The sequence below is a fragment of the Actinoplanes hulinensis genome (assembly GCF_019429605.1).
Classification (GTDB): Bacteria; Actinomycetota; Actinomycetes; order Mycobacteriales; family Micromonosporaceae; genus Actinoplanes; species Actinoplanes campanulatus.
In genome coordinates, this window is sequence record NZ_JAHXZI010000013.1 from 31,286 (window position 1) to 54,449 (window position 23,164).

General features: G+C 70.3%; 23 protein-coding genes and 1 pseudogene. 15 read left to right on the forward strand and 9 right to left on the reverse strand.

Annotated elements, in window-relative coordinates; translation table 11 throughout:
• The first annotated feature begins 2 nt into the window (after positions 1 to 2).
• The 8 genes and pseudogenes from KZ829_RS24210 to KZ829_RS24245 all read left to right on the forward strand — a co-directional run bounded on the left by KZ829_RS24210 (position 3) and on the right by KZ829_RS24245 (position 8,046).
• Positions 3 to 1,322, forward strand: a complete 1,320-nt coding sequence (locus tag KZ829_RS24210) for an extracellular solute-binding protein (protein ID WP_220146211.1) — start codon at positions 3 to 5, stop codon at positions 1,320 to 1,322.
• Positions 1,319 to 2,224 (forward strand): carbohydrate ABC transporter permease, encoded by a 906-nt coding sequence (locus tag KZ829_RS24215; protein ID WP_220146212.1) that lies wholly within the window; start codon positions 1,319 to 1,321, stop codon positions 2,222 to 2,224. The genes KZ829_RS24210 and KZ829_RS24215 overlap by 4 nt, the downstream gene beginning before the upstream one ends.
• Positions 2,221 to 3,027, forward strand: a complete 807-nt coding sequence (locus KZ829_RS24220; protein WP_246636188.1) for a carbohydrate ABC transporter permease — start codon at positions 2,221 to 2,223, stop codon at positions 3,025 to 3,027. The genes KZ829_RS24215 and KZ829_RS24220 overlap by 4 nt, the downstream gene beginning before the upstream one ends.
• A gap of 5 nt (positions 3,028 to 3,032) precedes the next feature.
• Positions 3,033 to 4,631, forward strand: a complete 1,599-nt coding sequence (locus tag KZ829_RS24225; protein WP_220146213.1) for a beta-N-acetylhexosaminidase — start codon at positions 3,033 to 3,035, stop codon at positions 4,629 to 4,631.
• Between the two features lie 322 nt (positions 4,632 to 4,953).
• A complete protein-coding gene (locus KZ829_RS24230; protein ID WP_220146214.1) occupies positions 4,954 to 5,493 on the forward strand; it encodes a SigE family RNA polymerase sigma factor in 540 nt (179 codons plus the stop codon).
• Entirely contained in the window at positions 5,490 to 6,881 is a 1,392-nt protein-coding gene (locus KZ829_RS24235) for a WD40 repeat domain-containing protein (protein WP_220146215.1), read from the forward strand. The genes KZ829_RS24230 and KZ829_RS24235 overlap by 4 nt, the downstream gene beginning before the upstream one ends.
• Before the next feature lie 292 nt (positions 6,882 to 7,173).
• Positions 7,174 to 7,742, forward strand: a pseudogene (locus KZ829_RS24240) (transposase); the annotation flags it as partial.
• Between the two features lie 10 nt (positions 7,743 to 7,752).
• Positions 7,753 to 8,046, forward strand: a complete 294-nt coding sequence (locus tag KZ829_RS24245) for a hypothetical protein (protein WP_220146216.1) — start codon at positions 7,753 to 7,755, stop codon at positions 8,044 to 8,046.
• Between the two features lie 26 nt (positions 8,047 to 8,072).
• On the opposite strand, the gene KZ829_RS24250 is transcribed toward KZ829_RS24245, so the two are convergent.
• Together KZ829_RS24250 and KZ829_RS24255 are read right to left on the reverse strand one after the other, a co-directional pair.
• Complete coding sequence (locus KZ829_RS24250; protein ID WP_443611886.1) at positions 8,073 to 9,614, reverse strand: ISL3 family transposase; 1,542 nt, start codon at positions 9,612 to 9,614, stop codon at positions 8,073 to 8,075.
• A 1,127-nt stretch (positions 9,615 to 10,741) separates the two neighbouring features.
• The gene (locus tag KZ829_RS24255) at positions 10,742 to 11,254 is read right to left on the reverse strand and encodes a hypothetical protein (protein ID WP_220146218.1); all 513 of its coding nucleotides are present in this window, start codon (positions 11,252 to 11,254) and stop codon (positions 10,742 to 10,744) included.
• Positions 11,255 to 11,496: 242 nt separating this feature from the next.
• Between KZ829_RS24255 and KZ829_RS24260 the strand changes: the two genes are divergently transcribed.
• Both KZ829_RS24260 and KZ829_RS45065 read left to right on the forward strand, forming a co-directional pair.
• Positions 11,497 to 12,462, forward strand: coding sequence for a hypothetical protein (locus tag KZ829_RS24260; RefSeq protein ID WP_220146219.1), 966 nt, complete (start codon positions 11,497 to 11,499; stop codon positions 12,460 to 12,462).
• Between the two features lie 92 nt (positions 12,463 to 12,554).
• Positions 12,555 to 12,731 carry a hypothetical protein gene (locus tag KZ829_RS45065; protein ID WP_504739919.1) on the forward strand — a complete coding sequence of 59 codons (177 nt, stop codon included), beginning with the start codon at positions 12,555 to 12,557 and terminating at the stop codon, positions 12,729 to 12,731.
• A 160-nt stretch (positions 12,732 to 12,891) separates the two neighbouring features.
• On the opposite strand, the gene KZ829_RS44105 is transcribed toward KZ829_RS45065, so the two are convergent.
• Both KZ829_RS44105 and KZ829_RS24265 read right to left on the reverse strand, forming a co-directional pair.
• Positions 12,892 to 13,017, reverse strand: a complete 126-nt coding sequence (locus KZ829_RS44105; protein ID WP_281428212.1) for a hypothetical protein — start codon at positions 13,015 to 13,017, stop codon at positions 12,892 to 12,894.
• Between the two features lie 98 nt (positions 13,018 to 13,115).
• Complete coding sequence (locus KZ829_RS24265; RefSeq protein ID WP_246636190.1) at positions 13,116 to 13,718, reverse strand: CGNR zinc finger domain-containing protein; 603 nt, start codon at positions 13,716 to 13,718, stop codon at positions 13,116 to 13,118.
• Between the two features lie 45 nt (positions 13,719 to 13,763).
• Between KZ829_RS24265 and KZ829_RS24270 the strand changes: the two genes are divergently transcribed.
• Positions 13,764 to 14,501, forward strand: coding sequence for an MBL fold metallo-hydrolase (locus KZ829_RS24270; RefSeq protein WP_220146220.1), 738 nt, complete (start codon positions 13,764 to 13,766; stop codon positions 14,499 to 14,501).
• A 59-nt stretch (positions 14,502 to 14,560) separates the two neighbouring features.
• Here the strand turns inward: KZ829_RS24270 and KZ829_RS24275 are convergent, their stop codons facing one another.
• On the reverse strand, positions 14,561 to 15,739 hold the full coding sequence (locus tag KZ829_RS24275; RefSeq protein ID WP_220146221.1) for an MFS transporter: 1,179 nt from the start codon (positions 15,737 to 15,739) through the stop codon (positions 14,561 to 14,563).
• Positions 15,740 to 15,755: 16 nt separating this feature from the next.
• On the opposite strand from KZ829_RS24275, the gene KZ829_RS24280 reads away from it, so the two are divergent.
• Positions 15,756 to 16,805 (forward strand): LacI family DNA-binding transcriptional regulator, encoded by a 1,050-nt coding sequence (locus tag KZ829_RS24280; RefSeq protein WP_220146222.1) that lies wholly within the window; start codon positions 15,756 to 15,758, stop codon positions 16,803 to 16,805.
• A gap of 9 nt (positions 16,806 to 16,814) precedes the next feature.
• On the opposite strand, the gene KZ829_RS24285 is transcribed toward KZ829_RS24280, so the two are convergent.
• Positions 16,815 to 18,725 (reverse strand): alpha-glucuronidase, encoded by a 1,911-nt coding sequence (locus KZ829_RS24285; RefSeq protein WP_220146223.1) that lies wholly within the window; start codon positions 18,723 to 18,725, stop codon positions 16,815 to 16,817.
• 133 nt (positions 18,726 to 18,858) lie between these two features.
• On the opposite strand from KZ829_RS24285, the gene KZ829_RS24290 reads away from it, so the two are divergent.
• A complete protein-coding gene (locus tag KZ829_RS24290) occupies positions 18,859 to 19,698 on the forward strand; it encodes an SGNH/GDSL hydrolase family protein (RefSeq protein WP_220146224.1) in 840 nt (279 codons plus the stop codon).
• 52 nt (positions 19,699 to 19,750) lie between these two features.
• On the opposite strand, the gene KZ829_RS24295 is transcribed toward KZ829_RS24290, so the two are convergent.
• Positions 19,751 to 20,017, reverse strand: coding sequence for a helix-turn-helix domain-containing protein (locus KZ829_RS24295; RefSeq protein ID WP_220146225.1), 267 nt, complete (start codon positions 20,015 to 20,017; stop codon positions 19,751 to 19,753).
• An 80-nt stretch (positions 20,018 to 20,097) separates the two neighbouring features.
• Between KZ829_RS24295 and map the strand changes: the two genes are divergently transcribed.
• Positions 20,098 to 20,865, forward strand: coding sequence for a type I methionyl aminopeptidase (gene map / locus KZ829_RS24300; protein ID WP_220146226.1), 768 nt, complete (start codon positions 20,098 to 20,100; stop codon positions 20,863 to 20,865).
• Here map and KZ829_RS24305 read toward each other — a convergent pair.
• Positions 20,825 to 21,412 (reverse strand): NAD(P)H oxidoreductase, encoded by a 588-nt coding sequence (locus KZ829_RS24305; RefSeq protein ID WP_220146227.1) that lies wholly within the window; start codon positions 21,410 to 21,412, stop codon positions 20,825 to 20,827. The genes map and KZ829_RS24305 overlap by 41 nt on opposite strands.
• Entirely contained in the window at positions 21,409 to 22,497 is a 1,089-nt protein-coding gene (locus KZ829_RS24310; RefSeq protein WP_220146228.1) for an alkene reductase, read from the reverse strand. The genes KZ829_RS24305 and KZ829_RS24310 overlap by 4 nt, the downstream gene beginning before the upstream one ends.
• An 83-nt stretch (positions 22,498 to 22,580) precedes the next feature.
• Here KZ829_RS24310 and KZ829_RS24315 point away from each other — a divergent pair, with 83 nt between their 5' ends.
• A complete protein-coding gene (locus KZ829_RS24315) occupies positions 22,581 to 23,012 on the forward strand; it encodes a MarR family winged helix-turn-helix transcriptional regulator (RefSeq protein ID WP_220146229.1) in 432 nt (143 codons plus the stop codon).
• The last annotated feature ends 152 nt before the right edge of the window (positions 23,013 to 23,164 follow it).

Genomic DNA, 23,164 nt, shown 5'->3' on the forward strand with positions numbered 1-23,164 from the left:
ACATGTCACATAGAAGGATCGCCGTCGCCGTCGCCACCGTGCTGAGCCTGGCCGCCTGTTCCGGCGGCGGCGGGAACAACGGCTCGGACGGATCGCCGCAGGGCGTCCCGGCTGTCCGCGGCGAAGGCAGGACGATCACCGTGTGGGTGATGGACGGTGACTACACCGACACCACCCTCCAGGCGATCAACAAGAAGTTCACCGAGGCCACGGGGGCCTCGGTGGACCTCCAGATCCAGCAGTGGGAAGGCATCACCACCAAGATCAGTACGGCGCTGTCGACCACCGGCACACCGGACATCCTCGACCTCGGCAACACGCAGGTGCCCGGCTTCGCGGCCAACGGCGGACTGCTCGACCTCACCCCGTACCAGAACGATCTGAAGCAGGGCCGGACCTGGCTGGCCGGTCTGGAGGATCCGGCCACGGTCGACGGCGCGCTCTACGCGGCGCCGGGCTTCGCCGGAGCGCGGGCGGTCATCTACAACAAGAAGACGTGGGCCGCCGCCGGCATCACGGCCGTGCCGAAGACGTACGCCGAACTCGCCGCCGCCCTCGACAAGATCAAGTCCGGGAACCCGGCCGCCGACTTCGCCCCGTTCTACCTGCCCGGCCAGTACTGGTTCGCCGGCCTGCAATTCCTCTGGGACGCGGGCGGCGAGATCGCCACCCACGAGGGCGGCACCTGGAAGGGCGGCTTCTCCACCCCGGCCGGGCAGAAAGGCCTGACCGAGTTCAAGACCTTCCAGAACACCTACTCCACGCCCGCGTCCCGGACCCTGGACACCATCACGCCCGACCAGACGCAGCTGTTCGCCGACGGCAAGACCTCCGCCATCCTGGCCACCAGCGGCTCGATCGGCCTGATCCAGAAGGCCAACCCGGCCATCAAGAGCGAGGACATCGGCACCTTCCCGTTCCCCGGCACCTCCGGAAAGACCCAGCCGGTCATGCTCGGCGGCTCCGACTGGGGCATCGCCGCCAAGAGCGACGCCCACGACCTGGCCCTGCAATGGGTGAAGATCGCCGCGAGCCCGGCCGTGCAGGACGAGTTCGTCTTCGGCACCGACGGCTGGATCCCGAACAGCACCGAGGGCATCCAGGCCGCCCAGGCCAAGGGCCTCACCGAACAGCAGCAGGGCTTCTTCGGCGGCGCCCTGTCCTCGAAGGCCACCCCCGCCGCCGCCCAGTGGCCCACCATCGAGGGCGACAAGAGCATCAACCAGGTGTTCTCCGCCGTCGCCTCCGGCGCCGAGACCCCCGAGGCCGCCGGCAAGGAGTTCGACGCCCACCTCGAAACCACCCTGGCCACCGGTCAGTGACCGCACGGCTCGACCGTAGGGACCTGGCCCCGCTGTGGCTGCTCAGCCCGGCGGGCCTGGTCCTGGCCGTGGTGACGCTCGCACCGATCGGCTTCCTGGTCTTCACCTCGTTCACCAGCTACAACCAGCGCACCCTGTTCACCGGCGTCTACACCTTCGTCGGCGCCGACCAGTACGCCGAACTGCTCGAAAGCCCGGCGTTCTGGGCCTCACTCGTCCGGACCGTGCTGTTCACCGCGGCGATGGTGGCCGGCAGCGTACTGATCGGCATGGGTGTCTCCCACCTGCTGACCCGCCTGGGCCGAGCATGGCGCTACACGGTGACCGTCGTCCTGATCGTCGCCTGGGCGATGCCCACCGTGGCGTCGTCGCTGGTCTGGAACTGGCTCTTCCAGCCCGGGTACGGCGTAGCCAACTGGATGCTCGCCCAGCTCCGGATCTTCGGCGACACCACCAGCCTGAACTGGGCACAGGACCCGGCACTGGCGTACGTCTCGATCTGGTTGTTGATCGTCTGGCAGGCGGTGCCGTTCATCGCCCTCACCCTGTACGCGGCCGAGACCCAGGTCCCGCACGAGTACAAGGAGGCGGCCCGCCTCGACGGCGCGAGCGAGTTCGCCGTCTACCGGATCGTGGTGCTGAACTTCCTGCGCCCGACCCTGCTGCTGGTGACCCTCCTGTCGGTGATCTGGGACTACAACGTGTTCAACCAGATCTGGCTGATCTCCCGGGGCGGCCCCGGTGACGCCACGTCGACACTGGGCGTCTACACGTACAAAACAGCCTTTGTCGGTTTCCAGATCGGACACGGCGCCGCCATCTCGGTGGTGACCACCGTGTTGCTGCTCGCCCTGACCGCCGTCTACATCCGTAACCTCCTGAGAGCGGGCGAGGACCTTTGAAGAACGCCGTCGCCGCCGTCTTCTGCCTGGTGTGGCTCTTCCCGGTCTACTGGATGGTCAACACCGCCCTCAAACCGCGCCCCGAGGTGATGACGCCGACCCCGCACTTCTGGCCGCACGAGCCGACCCTGAACAACTTCACCGCCGCCGTCACCCAACCGCAGTTCCTGACGAATCTCCGCAACAGTGTCGTCGTGGTCGCGGCGACCGTGCTGGCGTCCATCGTGCTCGGCATCTTCGCGGCGGCCGCGCTGTCGAGGTTCCGGTTCCCCGGCCGCCGGGCGGTCATGGTCGTGATCCTGGCGGTGCAGATGCTTCCGGCCACCGCCATGCTCATCCCGCTGTTCACCATGTTCAACAGCCTCGACCTGCTCGGCACGTACCTCGCCCTGATCCTCGCCTACGTGGCGACCGTGCTGCCGTTCTCGATCTGGGTGATGCGAGGCTTCTTCGTCGCCATCCCGGCCGAGGTGGAGGAGGCCGCCCAGATCGACGGCGCGGGCACCTGGCGGATCCTGGTCAGCGTTCTGTTCCCGCTGGTCGCGCCGGGCGTGATCGCCACCGGCATCTTCGCGTTCATCGCCGCGTGGAACGACTACCTGATCGCCTACACGTTCATGCAGGACGAGAGCCGCTACACGCTGCCGGTCTGGCTGGCCTCGTTCACCAACCCGCACACCGGCACCGACTTCGGCGCGCAGATGGCCGCTTCGGTGCTCTTCTCCGTACCGGTGATCGTGTTCTTCCTGCTCATCCAGCGCAACCTGGTCGCCGGCATGTCCGCCGGCGCCGTGAAGGGCTGAGTCCGTTGCTCCTTCCCCGTCCGCTCACCGCCGTCCCCGGTCAGGGCGAGTTCGTCCTCGACCACCGCACCACCCTCGGCGCCCCGGCTTCACTGGCCGGCGTTCTCGCCTCGTTGCGGGCGGCGCTGCGCCCGGCCACCGGGCTGCCGCTGCGCGAGGCCGAGCCGGCCGGCATCACGCTCGCCCTCGACGGCACCCTCGGCGCCGAGGCCTACCGGCTGCGGGTCACCGCCGAATCGGTCACCGTCACCGGCGGAGCGCCGGCCGGCGTCTTCCACGGCTGCCAGGCGTTGCTCCAGCTGCTGCCGCCGGCCATCCACCGAAAGGCCGCGGTGGCCGGCGTCCGATGGTCGCTTCCGGCGATTCAGGTGTACGACCACCCGCGCTTCCCCTGGCGCGGCCTGATGCTGGACGTGGCCCGGCACTTCCTGCCCAAGCACGAGGTGCTGCGGATCATCGACCTGATGGCCCTGCACCGCCTCAACACCCTGCACCTGCACCTCACCGACGACCAGGGCTGGCGGGTCGAGATCCGCCGCTACCCCCGCCTGACCGAGGTCGGGTCGTGGCGGCGGGAGAGCCAGGTCGGCGCGTCCGGCGGCCGGCCCGACGGTCGCCCGCACGGCGGCCACTACACCCAGGACGACATCCGGGAGATCGTCGCCTACGCGGCCGAACGGTTCGTCACCGTGGTCCCGGAGATCGAAACCCCGGGTCATGTGCAGGCCGCGCTGGCCGCCTACCCGTCACTGGGGGTGACCGGCGAGCCGCTGGAGGTGTGGACCCGCTGGGGCGTCAACCGCAACGTCCTCAACGCCGAGGAGTCCACGGTCGCGTTCTTCACCGGCGTCCTCGACGAGATCATGGACCTGTTCCCGTCCCACCACATCGGCGTGGGCGGCGACGAATGCCCGCAGGACCAGTGGCTGGCCGACCCGCGCAGCCGCCAGCGGATGGCCGAACTGGGCGTCACCGACCTGCGGGCCTGGTTCGTGGGCCGGCTGGGCGCCCACCTCACCGCCGCCGGCCGCCGCCCCTTCGGCTGGGACGAACTCCTCGAAGGCGACCCGGTCCCCGGCGCCGTGATCGCCTCCTGGCGCGGCACCGCCGGCGCGGTGACCGCCGCCCGCCGCGGCCACGACGTGGTCTCCTGCCCCGACGACATGGTCTACCTCGACTACCGCCAGTCGGAGCTGCCGACCGAGCCGATCCCGGTCTCCATCCCCCTGACCGTGCGCGACGTCTACGCCTTCGACCCGGTCCCACCCGCCCTGACCGCCGACGAGGCCCGCCACATCCTCGGCGGCCAGGCCAACCTGTGGACCGAACACGCCGACTCCCCGCGAACCGTCGACTACCTGCTCTTCCCCCGCCTGTGCGCGGTGGCCGAGGCCCTGTGGAGCCCACCCGGCGGCGACTACGCGGACTTCGACCGCCGCCTCACCCACCACCGTCAACGCCTGACCGCCTTCGGCGTCGAACACCGCCACCCCGACGGCCCCCACCCTTGGCAACAACGCCCCGGCATCCCGGGCCGCCCAGCCACCCGCGAACAACGAGCCGCCCACATAGCCCGCCTGGTCGCGGCCTTCCAAAACCCATGATCCCCGGTACGCCGACGCGCCCGCCCCGGGACAGCGCTCAGGACCCACGGCTCATCCCTCGGCCACAGCAGCATCCCCCCGACGTGGCTGTCCGACACGCTGGGCGTCCCCGGCCGCGGGTGCAGCCGCGTCGCCGTGCGCGCGAACGCCCCGATGCCCCCGAACGTCGGCTCAGGCTCCGCCCCCTGAAGCGGCGACCCGACGGCCGGTTGCGGGCCGGCCTGGACAAGTAGGTCGAGACATGGGCGAGTCCTGGAAAGGCTGCCGGCGTCTCAACCATCCCGGGGGCGCCCGGCGTTATGGATAGCGAGAGGGGTGATGCATGGGCGAGGTCGACGACGACTTCCGTGAGTTCGTGGTGTGCCGGTCGCCGGCGTTGTCCCGGGTCGCCTACCTGCTAACCGGGGATCATCACCTTGCCGAAGATCTCCTGCAGGCCGCTCTGGCCAGGGCCTTTCCGCGCTGGCGGCGGATCCGCGACGGAGATCCGGCGGCCTATGTCCGGCGGGTCATGTACCACCAGCACATCTCGTGGTGGCGGCGCCGGCGGGTGGTCGAGGTCCAGGGGTGGGAGGGGCTGGATCCGGCGGGGGCCGATTCGTCCGAAGCGAGCGCGTTGCGGCTGACGCTTGCGGCGGCGTTGCGCCGGCTGACCCCGCGTCAGCGGGCTGTGCTCGTCCTGCGGTTCTACGAGGATCTCACTGAGGCGCAGGTGGCCAGTGAACTGGGGCTCAGCGTGGGCACGGTCAAACGGCACGGGCACGACGGCCTGAGCCGGCTGCGGACGATCGCGCCGGAGCTCATCGAGGCGGCGACGGACCGGGCGGAATCGGATGTCAGCACAGAGTGGAGGGTCGGATGACAGCGCGACTGCGGGAGGTGATGCGGGCGGCGGCGCAGGACGTCCCCACGTACGCCGTCCATGACCAGGCCCGGGCGGCAGCGCGGCGTACCCGCCGGCGGACGCTGGCCGCGACGGCGGCCGTCGCGGTGATCGGCGTGCTGCTGGTGCTGTGGAGCCCGATCAGTCAGGCGCCGGGACCGGACCGGGCCGCGGAGCAGCCCGCCGCGCTGCCCGACCGCATTGGTGTGCCGCCACCCGGGACGCTCCGTGTCACCGACCGACCGCGGCTCGAGCAGGCGGCCGTGCTGTTCAGCGGCGGCTACTCCGCCGGAACGTGCCCGTTCGTCGACGAGTGTGATGCGCTGACACTCGTCGACGCGCACACCGACCGGTACCGCATCTTTCTCACCAGCATCCCGGAGGCCCCGGCAGGGCAGGAGGTCGTCCTGGCGGCCGACGGACGTCGTGTCGCCCACTCGGGCGGCTACATCGACGACCCGTATGTCAGGATCATCGATCTCCGTACCGGGCTGACCCGGGACGTGCCGAGCGCGATCAAAGGAAGCGGCGGGTCCTTTCCGGTCAGCTGGTCGCGGGATGGGCGGTGGATCGCCGTGCGGGACGCGATCAGTGCGGACCAGGACGGCGTCCCCGAGTCGATACTGTCCATCGTCGACCTCGACAGCGGACAGTGGCGAAGACTCGCCTCCGGCCCGACGATGGACGGTTTCAGCGTCGCGTTCGCACCGGACGGGCGGCGGTTCGCCTACCAGGTCGCGGGGACAGTCACCGTCGCCGCACTGGACGGCTCGACGGCCGGCACGTCGTTCAGCGTATCGGACGATCAGGCGCTCGGCGGCAAAGGCGCGTGGACGCCCGACGGCCGGTCGCTGACGATCGTTGAGCGGCAGGGAGCTGACTGGACGCTGCGATACGTCGATCCCGTGACCGGCGCCGCGACGGGTGGCCCGGCGACCCCGGCCGTCACCGGGAGGACGGGGATCCGGCTGCTCGCCTGGCGCGACGACGGGTCCGCGCTCATCGCCGCATTCGAGCCGAGTCCGAATTCACCCACCCGTTTCGACAAGTCGTTGTCGCTGGACGAGCGGACCTACTACGGCGAGGTGCACCGCGTCGACCTGCTCGCCCTGACCCCGGGCGGCGCCGCGCCGACGACGGTGCTGTCGTCCGAGGACGGGGTGCGGGCCATCGACGTCGCCGACGACATCGCCGTCACCGGGCGGATGCGGGAAGGCAACCCACCGAACGGGTTCGGCCCGCGATTCTGGTTCTGGACCGGTTTGGTGACGGTCATCGGGGCGTCCGTCTTCCTGTTCCGGCGACGCTGGGAGATCCTGTTCGGTCCATCGCGGTGGCAGTTCGAACTGGTCCGCCGCATCCGCTGAGCTTGGATGTCGTACGAGAGCACCGCGCACCCCGACGCAACCCGGCAGCGGCCCGTCCGCGCCGGCGTGATCCGGGTGCGTGGGCCGTGCGCGGTGACTCTCGCGCGCCCGTTGATCGTGACCTTGCTGTCAATCTTGATGCCACCGGATCTTCCCGGCCGACATGGCTTTGGAGTAGGACGGCTCAGTCCGGCTGGCGATGGCGCTTGTAGACGAGCCGTCAGAGGGTGGTTCGGGATCGTTCGGGTTGATATATGCGTTGGGTCCGTTTGGAGATCGTTCTGCGGGTTCGCTCCATGACCTGCTGCGCTGCCAGACGAGGGAGAAGGCCGGCAGCTGGGAGGATCCGAGCGCGGTCGCGGTGGACACCCAGTCGGTCCGGGCGGCGAACCACGTCCCCGCCGCCACGACCGGCAAGGATGCGGGTAAGCGGGTGCCGGGCCGCAAACGCGGCCTGGCCGTGGACGCCCTTGGCCTGATCATCGCCGTGGTCGTGACCGCGGCGTCGGTCACCGACAACGCGATCGGCATCCGACTACTGGACAAGATCGCCGAACACACCCCGACGGTGACCATGGCCTGGGTCGACGCCGGGTTCAAGCAGAACGTCGCCGCGCACGGCGCCGTGCTGGGCATCGACGTCGAGGCCGTCAAACGCACCGACACCCAGCCCGGGTTCGTGCCGGTCAAGAAACGCTGGATCGTCGAGCAGGTATACGGCACCCTGATGCTGCACCGCCGCCTGGCCCGCGAATACGAGAGCCGCCCCGAATCGTCGGCGTCACGCACGCTCTGGGCGTCGATGGCCGGCATGGTCGCCGGCTGACCGGAACCAGCACCCCGACCTGGCGCAACGCGTAAGGCCCAGCCGGTGCACCTCGACACCATCCTCGGCCTGATCACCGAACGCGAGACCACTGCCGCCGCGACCGCGGGACGGCTCCGCGAGCAGATCACCCTGCTGCAGACGGAACTGAGCCGCATCGATCGTGAGCTGGCCGATCTGGCGACCACCCGCACCATGCTGCAGCACCTCGCCGCGACCGAGTTCACCGCCGACGACCCCACCATCGTCAGCTCTGCCTACCAGCAGATCCTCGCGGTCCTGGGCACCGCGACCGCCGGCATGCGGGCCAAAGACGTGGTTCTGGCCCTCATCTCGTGATCGCATCTGACCCCGGGCGTCTCTGATCAGGGGCTCAGAAGGACCCGCTTGCGGAGGAGATCGAAACCGGCTCGGCCATACATTTGCCGTTTGAGCATTTTGATGCGGTTCACGTTGCCCTCGACCGGTCCGGAGCTGTGGTCGAGGGTCAGACCGTTGACGACCGCGTCGTAGTCGCGGATCAAGCCGTTGGCGAAGGAGTGCAGGTCGGGCTGGTCGTCCGCGCGGACCTCAGCGATCCACTGGGCGAGGTTCTGGCCTTGACGCCGGACGAGCATGGTCGCGAACGTAGCGACGTGGGCGGCCAACTGATCCAGGTGCGGACAACGGCTGCGGAGGTTGGCGAAGGTGGCCTGATCCTCGGCGGTGAGGGCATCCGGGTGTTGCAGGACCCACGAGACGATCTGTTTGGTCTTGACCGGTTTCGGGAGGGCCGGAGGTGGTGGCTTCTCCTGCTGCCAGGGCCGCAGCCAGTCACGCAGGGTGCTGTAGCCACCGGTGTAGCCCAGCGCCTTGATCTCCTGGTGCAGGACGGTGATGGTGGTGCAACCGCCGGTCCAGCGCTTCCGCAGGTGGTCGGCGTAGGCGTCGACCTTGCTGAGCCGGGATCCTGGGCCGTACTGCGTGAGCAGGTCCTCGACCTGTTCAGCACGTAGGTAGCGACGCACGGTTTCTCGGGCCAGGCTGGTCTCCCGCACGATCGCTTTGATGCTCTTGCCGACGGCATGTAGTTCTTGAACCTGCTGGTAGTGGAGCCGGGTTCGGGCAGCAGCGCGTCCTTCAAGACGCGTCGGCGCTGGCTGGCCCGCGGCTTCGGTGGCTGCGGGCGGGTGGTGCCTGGTGCCCGCGAGGCAGCGTGGATGGCGGGCGACGGTCTTCTCGACGTATCCGGCCAGGTTGTGCAGCAGGTGCCATCGGTCGGCGACCTGCACCGCGGCCGGTGCGTGGGCTCGGACGGCTTCGGCGTAGGCGCCTGCCCGGTCACGGCAAACTACTTCGACACCGGGATGTTGCTGCAGCCAGGCGCCGACGGTGTCGACGTCGCGTCCCGGGAGCACGTCGATCGGGCGGTGCGTCGCCATGTCGATCAGCACGGTGCCGTAGCGGTGCCCGCGGCGCAGAGCGAAGTCGTCGATTCCCAGGACCTTCACCTCTGACGCAGGCGGTGCGGGGATTCGCCGGATGACCCGCAGCATCGCAGTCCGGCCGACCCGCATCCCGAGCCGGACGGCCAGCCGAGTGCCGGCACGACCGGCCAGGGCCAGCCCAATCTCCTGAAGCGCGTCCGTGGCCGGCTGGCTGCGTCGGGCGTATCGGCTGGTCAAACCTGGCACCTGCTCGACGAACGTCACCGCCGAACAGCCCGCTGACGAGCAGAAGAACCTGCGGACCTGGAGTTGCAGCACCAGCCGCCGGCCACCGAACACGGCGTCCGCGATCCGCCTGGTGTAGCGGCTGTGCACCCGGTCGGCGCGGTGGCCGCACGCCAAGCAACGAGCCTCCGACGTCCGAGCATGCGCCTCAACCAGGAGATATCCGGGCAAGGTCCGGAGCCGGTCAACAATCACGCCATCCAGATGCGGGAACAACGCCCCAAGATCAAACTCGGCACGCCCGCACGAAGATACACAGTGGATCAAGCGCGACGGGGGTTAGATGCGATCACGAGATGAGGGTCAGAACCAAAGACGTCTGCCTCGCCCTCGACATCGAGCCCTTACCGAAGAACGTCGAAGGCGCCCGCGCGAAGTTGAAATGCCTGGTAAACCGCGGAATCGTGACGGAGAAGCAGCCCGGAATCTTCGCCCTGATCCAGAAACGGAGCTAACCTCCCGGAACGCCCTCTGAATACGGCTCCGGGTCTCGTGCCAGTGTCTCCCACGTCACCGGCGTCTGCGCGCGTCCTGCTTATTCCAGATGGAGTAGCCGCCCTCCCCGTACTGTTCGACAGCCTTGGCGTGCGCCTCTTCAAGTGATGTCGCGAAGACTCGAAGGTCAAGCACCGGCTGGCCATCTACGATCTTCTTTCCTACGTACTCTCGAACCATCCCACGAGCGCCAGATTGCGCATCGGCCTGAGTAAATCCATCATGCTCTGATCCGTTACTCACAGCACACTCCATCTCGTATCAGGCAGCCGTCACGACGACAACCTATACAACTAGCGCATTGTGATGCTGATCTATTCACTGGCAGCCGGATCGCGCTCACGATCTCCCGCAGATCATGCTCACCCGTGCGGCCCGCTACCGAACACGTCGCGACCGCCAGGCCTCCAGGAACGGGCCCAGCAACGCCCACTGCTCATCGGTGACGTCACTCGGATACGGCTTTCGATCTCCCATGAGCGGCCAACGCCGCAGCTACCAGCACCGTTGTGACCAGGATTCATCTCTCGCGCCATCGAGTGATCACTATCTACCGCGAACCCGCAGAACGATCTCCAAACGGACCCGACGCATAGATCAACCCACCGCCCCAAAGCCACGTGGGCGGTGGGTTCCTCGCGCCTCAGTTGGACCAGGTGTAACCGGCCAGGGCCTCACCCGGGCCAGCGAGGACGGCCGCGATGGTGGCGAGCAGAAATGTCGTGACGGTCAGGACCACAGTTCGCAGACGCACAATGATCTCCCCACATGAGGTGAACGTGCCTGTTCGAGCCGAGAGTACCGACTGTCGTCGACATAGGCGTCCCTCAGCCGGCGTCGTCCAGCGTGACGCAACTGCGTGCCGGGCTGCTCGCCCACGCCACTTGCAGGGCCGGGTGCCGCGCCAGCCGTTGCTCGACGGCTCGGATGGCGCGGTCCCGTTGCGGGCCGGGCGCGCTGAAGTTCAGGCCGGTGTCCGCAGGGACGGGCCGGCCGAGGTCGGCCAGTCGGGGCGTGTCCGGGAAGACCATGTCCAGGTTGACCTGCCAGATTTCCGGCTGGTACCGGTCTTTGTCGATCCACGTATCCCGAACGTCGACGGTGAACTGCCGGGTGAAGGTCAAACTGGGCAGTCGGTCGTTCCAGCTGTACCGGCCCCATTGCACCATGAAGCCGTCGACGTCGTTCTCCACCGGTTCCAGACCGTGGACCGGCAGCGCCAGGAACTCGGTGAACGCCTGCCATGCCGCCGCGACGTCGTGCACATGGTCAGGATCGACGCCGTGCCGGCGGAGCAGACCGGCCAGCATCTGCGCCGTGTCACGCCACGGGAGTCCCACGGCGGGCAACGCTACCGGAGGCGATCCTTACCGGATCGTCAACGCAGTAATGAGAGCCAGGTGGGGCACGTCGGGAGCAGGGTGGCGGATCGACACCACAATCACGCCCCGGCTCGGGTCGGTTGGGGTGACCCGGTCACGTCGTACCGATGGGTCTTCGACAAGCCTACGGCCCGTCGGTGCTGGGAAGCGGCTGAGGGCGGTTCAGCTGGTTCACAGGGGGCATCTCACAGGATCGGCGCATGTCGCTACGTCGATTCTTTGCGGCCACCTGCGTGGTGTTCGTTGTCGGTGAGGTGGTGCTCCGGCTGTCCTGGATCGCCGGTGGCCGTTGGGGGTACACCGCCTGTGACCGGACCGACCTCGGAGATCAGCCGGCCGGCGGGTGTGGCGCTGACCAGGTGGTCGCGGTGCCGTTCGGGGCGGGGTGGGGCGCGCTCGGCCTCTGCGTTGTGCTTGCGGTGGTCATCGCGTACGCGGATCGGTTGAAGCCTGCCGTGACCTGGGTGGCGGCCGTGATTCTGCTTGTCCTGGCTTTTCCGCTGCATCTGCTCTTCGAGATTCCGGCGGGAGTCGCGGGGCATCCCACGGACTGGCGGGATATCGGTGGCCGGGTCGTGTTGCTGGCCGGTGGCATCGCCTTCGCCGGGTTGGCGAACGCGGTGGGGCCGCCGCGCGGCCCGGCGCCGACCGGGTTCCGGCGGGTGCCGGGGTGGGCGCGGCGCTGGGCCTACGTGGCGGTGGCGCTGCCGGTCGTGGGCTGGGCCGTGCCGCACGGGCTGTGGGTGCTCGGGGTGCCGTTCGGGATCTCCGAGCAGACGCTGCGCGGCGCCGACGGGGACCTGTCGACGGCGACCGGGGTGGCGATCACCGTGGTGCCGCCCCTGGCGGGACTGCTCGTGCTCGGGCTGGTGCAGCGGTGGGGGCAGCGGTTTCCGCGGTGGGTGCCGGGGCTGGGCGGTCGGCGGGTTCCGCGGCTGCTGGCGGTGCTGCCCGCCGGAACCGTGGCGATCACTCTGGCGACCTACGGCGTGTTGAGTTTCGGGGTGTTCGCCGGGCAGGTGCTGGACGGGGAGCAGAGTTGGGCGCAGGTCCGGGACGGCTGGGCGACGGTCGCCACGTTGCTGGTCTTTCTCGGCTGGGGCGTGGCCGTGGGCGTGACGACCGCCGGATATGTCGTGGCGACCCGCGGGCCGGCCGACGGATAGTGCCGAGAAGAACCACGGCCGGACGTCCGCTATCTGCGGCGAATGAGACGGTCCGAAGGGCCGGATTGCATCCTCCCGCTACGATAGTCGGTGTGACGGAACCGCAGCTTGCTTGCCCACTATGTCGCGGAACGGATTTCCGGCAGGAGGAGTCTCGTCAAGACAGTCGGTGGGGATTCACCAGTCATCGCATGACATTGATGATCTGTGTCCGTTGTCGCTATGTCCTCCACTTTTACGACAAGAACAGCATCTTCGACTTCGACTGATCGCTGAGCAGCGTCTCGGCGACGTGACGATGTTGCCTGTCAAACCCTCGGATGGCCTAGCGGTGCAGGCTCGAATCGAGTGAGAACAGCTGCTCCTCCAGCGTGGGAAAGGCTGCTTCCGAGCGTGTCCAACTGATCATCCTCAAGAGCCAGGATGTGTTCACGCGCTCGTGCTCCGGCTGGAGAGTTCAGCCTGGAAAGCGGCGATCAGGTCGTCGAAATCCTCTGCGGTCGCGCCGTCGAGAATGCTCATCATTCGCAGTCGCCGCTCGAATTTGTTGCTCACTCTTCGCATGGTGTTCCGGTGAGGCGAGAACGTTCCGGACAGTTCCTGCCGGACACCGATGGGTCGCGACGGAAGCCATTTGCCAAGCGATGGTGTCGTCAGGTTCGGTCGGTGCGGCGGGCGTAGGCGCGGGCGGCGCGGGCGCGGTCGCCGCAGCGGACGGAGCACCAGTGGCGGCGGCCGGTGCGCAGCAGGTAGCGGACGCACGGGCTGGAGTCGCAGGCGGTCAGGCGGGCCGCGTCGGCGCCGGTGAGCAGGTCGGCGGCGGAGGCCGCCAGTACTCCGAGGGCGTGGTCGACGGCCTGGTCGGTCGGGTGCGGCGCGGCCCGGTGCAGGCCGGCGGCCGGGTCCCACCGTAGTTCGGCGGCGGTCGGGACCCGGGTGAGGGCCGTGTTGATCGCGGCCAGTGATCCGGCCGGCGGCTCGGTGCCCTGGAGGTGGGCCGCGAACAGTTCCCTGATCCGCTCCCGTAGGGCCCGCAGCCGGCCCGCGCAGATCTCGTGCAGGGCGGTGCCGGCCGGGGCCAGGTCCCGTTCGGTCAGCCAGCGGGTCGCGTCCTCCGGGGTGCCGAGCAGGTCGACGGCCTGGCCGGCGGGCATCGAGAGCCGGCTGTTGGCGAGGTCGAGACCGGGGTAGCGGTCGGCGCCGGGCGCTGCGGGAATCACGAGCCTCACGGTACAGCTTGCGTTTATCCGTGACAAACGGCTAGCTTCACGGATGACGGCCCTTCTATCCGTGAGGTTTCCATGTCAGAGGTCATCCCTGTCCAGGCCTTCGGCGGCCCGACCGCCCTGTTCGAGTACGGCGGCCTGCGCCTGCTCACCGACCCCACCTTCGACGAGCCGGGCAGCTACACCTCGCCCAGCGGCACCACCCTGACCAAGCTGGCCCCGCCCGCGGCCTCGCCGGACTCCCTCGGCCGGATCGACGTGGTGCTGCTCTCGCACGATCAGCACGCCGACAACCTGGACGACTCCGGCCGCGCCCTGCTCGCCGGCGTTCCGCTCACCCTCACCACGGTCAGCGGCGCGGAACGGCTCGGCGGCACCGCCCGCGGTCTCGCCCCGTGGGAGTCCGTCCAGGTCGGCGCGGTGACGATCACCGGTGTCCCGGCCCGGCACGGCCCGGCCGGGTGCGAGCCGATCACCGGTGAGGTGACCGGATTCGTGTTGACCGGTGCCGGATTGCCGTCGGTCTACGTCAGCGGCGACAACGCCGCCCTGGAGTTGGTCGAACAGGTCGCCGAGCGGTTCGGGCCGATCGACACGGCGCTGCTGTTCGCCGGGGCGGTGCGGACTCCGCTGTTCGACGGGGCGCTGCTCACCCTCGACAGCGAGCAGGCCGCCGAGGCCGCTCGGATCCTCGGCGCGCGACGGATCGTCCTGGTGCACTTCAACAGCTGGGCGCACTTCACCGAGGGCCGCGACGCCCTGGTCAAGGCGTTCACCGCGGCCGGCCTCATCGACCGGGTGCAGCTCGACTGATTCCGGCGGCGGAGTGGCGGGCTGGCCTCGTCGCCGGATGCAGTCGGACTGACAGGGCCTCATCGGCCGGGTTCGGCTGGAACGGCCCGGCGGTGGGCGCGCAGGCCGGTCCGGAGCAGGGCCGCGGACAGGACGATCAAGACCGGTTCGAGTACGAAGGCCGCGCTCAGCCCGTACCGATCAGCGAGAGTGCCGAGCAGGAAGGGCGACGCCGCCGTGACCAGGCCGAGCGCCACCTGGGATCGCGCGTTGGCGGTGTCGCCCTGGCCGGGCGCGGCGTCCAGGGTGAGGCCGACGGCCAGCGGGTACAGGTTGGCGACGCCGGCGCCGCACAGGAACAGGCCCGCGATGGCCGGAGCCGGGTGGTCGGCGAGCCAGAACATCAGGAACGCGCCGCCGGTCAGCGCCAGCGACGCGTACAGAAGGGGAATGCTTCGCCCGGGACGGCGGGTGACCGCCGCGCCCAGCGTGCGCCCGATCAGGATGCCGAGGTAGTTGGCGCTCAGCGCGGTGCCGGCGGCCGCCGCGGACAGGCCGGTGGTGAGCAGCATCTGCGGGCCGAAGTAGACCAGGCAGAACTCGATGGCCGCGCTCATCGCGGTCAGCACGGCGAAGAGCCAGGCTGCCGGTGGTAGGCGGCCGGGCTCCTCGCCGGACCGGTGTCGCGCCGTGGCCGGCAGCGTGGTGCCGCGACAGCGCAGGTAGAGCGCCAGCAGGCAGACAGCCGGCAGGGCGAACGCCACCCGCCAGCCGAGGGCGCCGGCCGCCAGCGCGCCGAGGATCAGTGGCGCGAACACGGCGGACGCGCCCGCGCCGATGTTGGCCTCGGTCAGCGCCTGGTCGCGGCGGCTGCCGTGCCGGTCGGAGAGGATCGCCTGGGTCACGGCGACCAGGGCGGCGCCGCCCACGCCGAACAGGACGGCGGCGGACAGCGTGACCGGCACGCCCCGGCCCAGGGTGAACATCGCCGCCGCGACCGTGTTGATCGCGGCTGAGCCCCAGAGCAGCACGGCGCGGGGCAGACGGTGGGCCGCGAAGGCGAACCCGGCGCCGGCGGCCGCGGAGCCCAGGGACCAGAGCACCGAGTAGAAGCCGAGCAGTGTGTACGAGAACCCGAGCTCGTCGCGGAGCAGGGTGACGGCGGGGCCGAACGCGTACAGCCAGAAGGTGAAGGAGCCGAGCACGGCGTAGGAGAGGACGGTCGGCGCGTCCCGCTCGAAGGTTGTGTAACGATACACAAGTAGAGTCTGCGGCATGGCACGCGATTCCGGCAACTCCAAACGACGACCGACCATGGGCGAGGTCGCCCGGGCCGCCGGGGTGTCACCCATGTCGGTGTCGTACACGTACTCCCAACCGGAACGGGTCTCCGCCGAGACCGCCGAGAAGGTGCGCGCCGCCGCCCGGCAGCTCGGCTATCCCGGCCCGCACCCGGCCGCCCGGTCGCTGCGCCGCGGGCGGGTCGGCTCGCTCGGCGTGGTGCTCGGCGAGCGGTTGAGCTACGCGTTCGACGATCCGCAGGCGGCCCGCTTCCTGGCCGGGGTGTCCGATGTGTGCGCCGCGGAAGGGGTGGGTCTCACCCTGGTCCCGGTGACCGGCGCCGCCAGCGACGCGCAGCGGGTCGCGCAGGCCGCCGTGGACGGGTTCGTCGTCTGGACGACCAGCGACGACGACCCGATCCTGGACGCGGTCACCGGCACCGGCCTGCCCGCGATCATCCACGCCGGACCGGAACGCCCCGGCCTGCCGGCGATCGGCGCCGACGACCGTGCGGCGGCCGTGGCGATCGGCCGGGTAGCGTTCACGGCGGCCCGGCGGCCGGTCGTGCTCGGGTTCCCGCTCGACCGCGACCGCGCCCGGCAGCTGCTCACCGGTGACCGGGTCGGGGAGATCCGCTACCACGTCACGCGCCGGCGCTGGGAGGGCTTCCGGGAGGCCTGGGGCCACGCGGCCGTCGACCTGAGGCTGGCGGCGTGCCCCGTCAACCACACCGCCGAGGGTGAGGCGTTCGCGGCCGAGCTGTTCCGCGCCGCCGACCCGCCGGACGCGATCGCCGCGATGAGTGACGAGCTGGCTCTCGGGGCGCTGCGGGCGGCGGCGAGCGCGGGTCTGCGGGTGCCCGCCGATGTGGCGGTGACCGGTTGGGACGACAGCGACGCGGCCGCGCCGGCGGGTCTCACCACGGTGGCGCAGTCGCTGCGTGACCAGGGCGCCGACTGCGCGCGGGCGGCGCTGGGGCAGGCCCCGCGGACCTCCTGCCGTGACGCGTGGCGGGTGGTCGCCCGCGCGACCACCCGGCCGTAGGGGCCGCGGTCAGTGGATGGGGCGGCCGTGGGCGTCGGGGACGCCGGACTTGCGGTAGAAGTAGGTGTTGATCTGGTCGCGCCACTCGTCGGCGCTGCGCTGCTGTTCGTCGAGGCGTTCGGTGACGCGGGCGTGCAGGGCGGGGTCGACCAGACCGGCCGCCTCCTGCCAGCGGTCGCGCATGGCGCTGACCCGGTGGGCGCCCGCGAAGTGGGTGTCGTAGATGTGCTGGATCACCGTGACGCCGCTGTGCAGGACGTGGCCGTACGGCACGTGGTGGAAGAAGAGCAGCAGCTCGTCGGGGCAGGTGGCGAGTGACTCGTAACGGTCGGCCCACGCGGGCGGGTACTGGGCGGTGAAGCCGGTCCCGGTGGCGACGGTCCGGTCCACGCCGACGCCGTCGCGGTCGGCGAAGTGGTAGGTGCCCCACGGTGTGTACTCGTAGCCGTCCACGTCGGGGCCGTAGTGGTGGCCGGGGCGGACCATGAAGCCGGCGCCCAGCGGGGCGGTGTACTGCTCGTAGGTCTGCCAGGACTCGTCCATCAGGTCGTGCAGGATGTCACGCAGCTCCGAAGCGGCTCCGGGGAAGGTCAGGTCGATCCACTCGTCGAGGATCGCGATCGGGTCGCGGGCGGGGTTCCAGGCGAGACGGCCCACCGCGTACAGGTTGGCCTGGGCCAGGGGGTGGCCGGTCCAGAACGGGTCGTCGCCGGCGTTCGAGACGGCGGCCAGCCCGGACACGTGACCGGCGACCGCCCGCAGCACCTCGCTCCACATCGGCGGCAGGTAGCAGACGTGCCGCTGCTGGCCGGTGTACTCACCGGTGACCTGCAACTCCACGGCCAGGCGGGTGGACGGCATGCCGAGCAGCACCGGGGAGATCGGCTCGCGCGTCTGGAAGTCCATCGGACCGTGCTTGACCTGGAGGATCACGTTGTCCCGGAACGCGCCGTCCAGGCCCGCGAAGTGGTCGTGGGCGGCCCGCGCGCGATCGGTGGAGCGGTCCCGCCAGTCCTGCCGGTGGTTGTAGACGAAGGCCCGCCAGTGGACCACCCCGCCGTACGGCTCCAGGGCCTCGGCCAGCATGTTGGCCCCGTCGGCGTGGCTGCGGCCGTAGGTGAACGGGCCGGGCTGCCCCTCCGAGTCGGCTTTCACCAGGTAACCGCCGAGGTCGGGGACCGCCTCGTGGACCCGTGCCGTGGTGCTCTTCCACCAGGCGCGGACGGCCTCGTCGGCGGGGTCGGCGGTGGACAGGTCGCCGAGGATCACGGGGGCCGCGAAGTTGACCGACAGGTGGACGCGGATCCCGTACACCCGAAAGGTTGAAGCGAGAGCCGCGACCTCGGTGAGCCGATCGGTGAGCAGACGGGTCTCGGTGGTGTGGACGTTGACGTTGTTGATCGCGACGGCGTTGACGCCGGAGGCGGCGAGCAGCCGGGCGTAGTCGCGGACCCGGCCGAGATCGCACGGCCGCCCGTCGTGCCAGAAGAGCGAGCCGCCGGAGTAGCCGCGCTCGACCTGGCCCATCACCGGGTGCACGTCGATGTTGTCCCAGTGGTCGAGCATGCGGCGGGCCAGCGCGGGCACGTGCCGTTCGTCGGCGAGGGCCGCATCGAAGGCGCGTTCGCCACGCCGGGCCACCTCGAAGAAGCCGTTGAGCAGGCCCGATGGCCCGTCGGCGCTGATCACCGTGGCGTCGCCGCGGCGTCCCAGCCGAAAACCCTCGCCGCCCGGGCCGGCGATCGACAGGATCAGCTCCGCGGTCTTTCGATCCTGTACGACGACGCCGCCGAACCGGGCGCAGGCCTGGGCGATCTCGTCGCGGACCGTGTCGGCGAGCGGCCCGCTGCCCTGGACCAGGACCCGCCGGGAGCCGATCGCCCGGAACGCCTCGGCCGGCAACCAGGCTGGGTGGATCATGCACGCCTCCGCAACTCATCGACGACTCACGATATCGGACACCGTGCCATATCATGCCGCCCTTCACGCGGATGGGGTGATTACTCCTTTATGCTCCTGATGTCCGTTTACGATCCCCCCGCCGGAGTCCGTGATGCCCTACCCGACCGCGATCTTCCGTAGAGTCGTCGCCGCCTGCGCGGCCATGGCGATGACCTCGACAGCCTGGGCCGCCCCCGCGGCCGTCGCCGCCCGCGCCACCGCGCCGGACCCACTCCAGTACGTCGCGCTCGGCGACTCCGTCGCCGCCGGGCACGGGGCCGCCGCCACCGGTGACGCCTGCGGCCGGAGTTCCGCCGCCTACCCGACCCTGCTCGCCCGGCAGGCGCGCGGCTCCATCACGCTGCGCTTCGCGGCCTGTTCCGGCGCGACCGCCATCGACGTCGCCACCCGGCAGGCGGCCACGCTGAGCCGGGAGACGGATCTGGTCACCATCACGGCCGGCGCCAACGACCTGGGCGTCAAGCAGGTCCTGCTGGCCTGCCAGAGCCCGGCCCGGGTGGCCGCCTGCCGCACCGGCTACGCCGCGATCAACCGCAGACTGTCCACGACCCTGCCGCGCGATCTCGCCCGGATGATCCGCACGGTCACCACCGCCGCGCCGAACGCCCGGGTCGTGGTGACCGGTTACCCGCTGCCGTTCGCCCGGACCAGGCGCTGCGCCGGCGTACCGGTCCAGCCGGCCCTGCGGGTTCGCTCGAACCAGGTGATCCACCAGCTCAACGTGGCCATCGCCGAGGCCGCGAGGCAGTCCCGGGTCCGCTACGTCGATGTGGCGCGGCCGTTCGCCGGGCACGAGCTGTGCACGGCGCGCCCGTGGCTGATCGGCGCCGAGGGCATCCGCGACAACACGGTCCTGCACCCCACCGCCGCGGGCCAGGCCAAGGGCTACTTCCCCGCCCTGGTCGAGGCCGGTCTCGCGGGCCGTCCCTGACGGCCGTCCGTGCCCGCCGGGCCGTCCTCCCGGTGGGCACGGACGCGGTCCTTCACGAGGCCTGCCGCACCGGCATGTCGGTCAGCCAGACCTCGGCGAGTTCATTCAGGGGTACGCCGAGCGCCCGGCTCAGGCACACCACGGTGCCGAACGCGGGCGCCGGCAGCCGCCCCGCCTCGATCTTGCGCAGCGTCTCCGGGGAGATGCCGGCCGCCAGGGCCACCTCGACGAGGCCACGGCCACCGCGTGCGGCCCGCAGTGCGGCGCCGAGGCGCTGACCAGCGGCGATCTGTTCGGCGGTGAGCGGTTGGCGAACCATGGCAGCAGGATATCCTCCCCTCCACGGCGTGGTATATAAATACCGGTATAGAAATACCGCGCCGGGAAGGGAAGGCTGTCGTGATCGAGCTCAAGTCCGCCGAGGAGATCGGCCGGATGGCGGTGACCGGCCGGTTCGTCGGCGAACTGCTCGCCGAACTGAGCGGTGTCGCCGGTGTCGGCGTCAACCTCATGGACATCGAGCACCACGCCCGCCGCCGCATCAAGGAACGCGGCGCGGAGTCCTGCTACTGGGACTACGCCCCAGCGTTCGGCCGCGGACCGTTCCGCAACGTGCTCTGCCTCTCGGTCAACGACGCGGTGCTGCACGGCCTGCCGCACGACTACCTGCTGCGCGACGGTGACCTGCTCAGCATCGACATGGCGGTCGGCATCGACGGCTGGGTCGCCGACTCCGCGATCTCCGTGATCGTCGGCACGCCAGACCCGGCCGACCTCAAGCTGATCGAGGCCACCGAGGTCGCCCTGGAGGCCGCCATCACGGCCGCGCAGCCCGGCGGGCGCCTCGGTGACATCTCCGCGGCGATCGGCGAGACCGCCCGCTCGTACGGCTACGGCGTCAACGGCGAGTTCGGCGGCCACGGCATCGGCCGCACCATGCACGAGGACCCGCACGTCGCCAACAACGGCCGGGCCCGCCGCGGCATCCGCCTCGACCCGGGCCTGACGATCGCCATCGAGCCGTGGTTCTGCCGCACCACCGACAAGATCCGGTACGACGAGGACGGCTGGACGATCCGCTCGGCCGACGGCTCCCGCACCGCCCACTCCGAGCACACGGTCGCCATCACCGAATCCGGCCCGCAGGTGCTGACCCGGCGGGACTAGCCAGGACCTCGTCGATGCCGGTCACATCCGGCTCGCCGAGGGTGTCGTACACCAGGTGCACGGTCGCGTCGGTGATCCCGCAGTACCCCGAGATCCCCACCCGCAACTGCAGGTCGATGGCCTTGTCGAACCCGTGGGTGGTGTAGTGGGCCGCCGAACCGGCCGCCAGCCCGACCCAGCGCATCCGCTTGCCCTCCAGGGTGGACGGCTCGTAGGCGAACCCCCGGTTCCACACCCGGTCCACCCACCCCTTGGCGATCGCGGGCAGCCCCCACCACCAGACCGGGAACACCACCACGATCAGGTCGGCGGCGGTGATCCGTGCCATGTGCGCCCGCACCTCGGCCGAGTACTCCTTGGCGGCGTCGTTCCAGTCGGGCTCGTCGTCGGGGCGCAGCACCGGGTCGAAGCCCTCCCGGTACAGATCCAGGAGGTCGACGGTCCAGCCGTCGGCGGCCAGCATCCCGTGGGCGCGGGCCGCTGCGGCCGCGGTCAGCGAGTCCGGGCGCGGGTGGGCGACGACGACGAGTGCGTGCGGCCGGCTCACTCGGAACCGCCCTGGGCGAGCGCCGGGTAGTCGGTGTAGCCGGTGTGGTCGCCGCCGTAGAACGTCGCCGGGTCGGCGTCGTTGTACGGCCCGCCCGCCAGGATGCGGACGTCGAGATCCGGGTTGGCCAACCACAGGGTCGCCAGCGCGACGGCGTCCGCCACCCCGGACTCGACCGCCTCCACGGCCGACTCGGGCGAGGCCGGGTACGCCTCCGCCGACGGGTGCGGGTTGAGGACCAGGGCGCCCGGCCACGCGGCGCGCAGTCGCCGGGTCAGGTCCCGGTCGCCGCCCTCGATCAGGTGGACATAGGCCAGCCCCTGCCCGGCCAGCGCCGCCAGCAGGGCCAGGTAGACCGGCGCCGGATCGGCCTCGCGTACGTTGTTGAATGGGTTTCCCGGAGACAGCCGGATGCCGGTGCGCTCGGCGCCGATGCGGTCGGCGACCGCGGTGACGACCTCGACGGCGAAGCGGATCCGGTTCGCCACCGGTCCGCCGTACGCGTCGGTGCGCAGGTTGGTGTTGTCGGCGAGGAACTGGTGGATCAGATAGCCGTTGGCGCCGTGGATCTCCACACCGTCGAACCCGGCGTCGACGGCGTTGCCGGCCGCGGCGGCGAAGTCGGCGACCGTGGTGTGGATGTCCTCGGCCGTCAGCGCGCGCGGCACCGGATGGTCGAGCATCCCGTCGAGGCTGAACAGCTGCTCACCGGAGGCGACCGCGGACGGCGCCACCGGCAGTTCCCCGTTCGGGTAGAGAACCGGATGGCCGATCCGGCCGGTGTGGGTGAGCTGGGCGACGATCCGCCCACCCCGCTCGTGGACCGCGCCGGTGACGGCACGCCAGCCCTCGACCTGGTCGGCGGTGTGCAGTCCCGGGGTCAGGAGGTAACCCTGCCCGATCACGCTGGGCTGGATGCTCTCGCTGATGATCAGGCCCGCACCGGCGCGCTGCCGGTAGTACTCCGCGGTCAGCGCCGTGACGACGCCGTCCGCGGACGCACGGCTCCGCGTCATCGGGGCCATCAGCAGGCGGCTCGGCAGTTGCAGCTTGCCGAGCGTCACCGGATCGAAGATTTTGGGCATGAGGAGACCTCCGAGAATGCTTGATTGACTCAAGCATCACCCTGGCACAATTGCTTGAGTCAATCAAGTGTTAGAGTTTCGGCATGGCCGTCCCTTCCGGTCCCGTCTCCCCGTCGACCGAGGCCGAGCGCGCGATGTTCGACTTCGTCGACGCCTACGACCGCGCCTACGAGGTCGCCGCCGACCGCCACGGGATGACCGTCGCGCAGGCCTGCGTGCTCGGCCGGATCGCCCGGCCCCGGGGGATGCGGGAACTGGCCGACGAACTGGGCTGCGACGCCTCCAACATCACCCAGATCGTCAGCCGCCTGGAGGCCCGCGACCTCGTCGAACGCCACGCCGACCCGCACGACCGCCGGTCCCGCCGCCTCACCCGGACCGCCGCCGGCGACGAACTCAACGCCGCCTTCGAGAAGACCTTCGAGTTCGCCCGGGCGGCCACGTCCAACCTCACCCTCGACGAGCAGGCCCAACTGGCCGAACTCCTCCGCAAGGCACTCGGCCGGCCGTCCTGACGGCTGCGATCATGGGTGACCGAGAAACCGACTTCAGGACAACCCGGATTCACCACGCGCCCACGCGCCCGCCGCCACGGTCACGGTGAGTGACTCCGGCAGGTACCCCGGGGCGCGACCGGCATCAAGCGCCACCACCCGCCTGGCGCGAG

Coding starts and splice junctions, on each gene's coding strand:
- KZ829_RS24210 (WP_220146211.1), top strand. CDS start 3: ATGTCACATAGAAGGATCGCCGTCGCCGTCGCCACCGTGCTGAGCCTG.
- KZ829_RS24230 (WP_220146214.1), top strand. CDS start 4,954: ATGGGCGAGGTCGACGACGACTTCCGTGAGTTCGTGGTGTGCCGGTCG.
- KZ829_RS24280 (WP_220146222.1), top strand. CDS start 15,756: ATGGCACGCGATTCCGGCAACTCCAAACGACGACCGACCATGGGCGAG.
- KZ829_RS24235 (WP_220146215.1), top strand. CDS start 5,490: ATGACAGCGCGACTGCGGGAGGTGATGCGGGCGGCGGCGCAGGACGTC.
- KZ829_RS24270 (WP_220146220.1), top strand. CDS start 13,764: ATGTCAGAGGTCATCCCTGTCCAGGCCTTCGGCGGCCCGACCGCCCTG.
- KZ829_RS24295 (WP_220146225.1), bottom strand. CDS start 20,017: ATGGTTCGCCAACCGCTCACCGCCGAACAGATCGCCGCTGGTCAGCGC.
- KZ829_RS24310 (WP_220146228.1), bottom strand. CDS start 22,497: ATGCCCAAAATCTTCGATCCGGTGACGCTCGGCAAGCTGCAACTGCCG.
- KZ829_RS24315 (WP_220146229.1), top strand. CDS start 22,581: ATGGCCGTCCCTTCCGGTCCCGTCTCCCCGTCGACCGAGGCCGAGCGC.
- KZ829_RS24260 (WP_220146219.1), top strand. CDS start 11,497: ATGTCGCTACGTCGATTCTTTGCGGCCACCTGCGTGGTGTTCGTTGTC.
- KZ829_RS24285 (WP_220146223.1), bottom strand. CDS start 18,725: ATGATCCACCCAGCCTGGTTGCCGGCCGAGGCGTTCCGGGCGATCGGC.
- KZ829_RS24290 (WP_220146224.1), top strand. CDS start 18,859: ATGCCCTACCCGACCGCGATCTTCCGTAGAGTCGTCGCCGCCTGCGCG.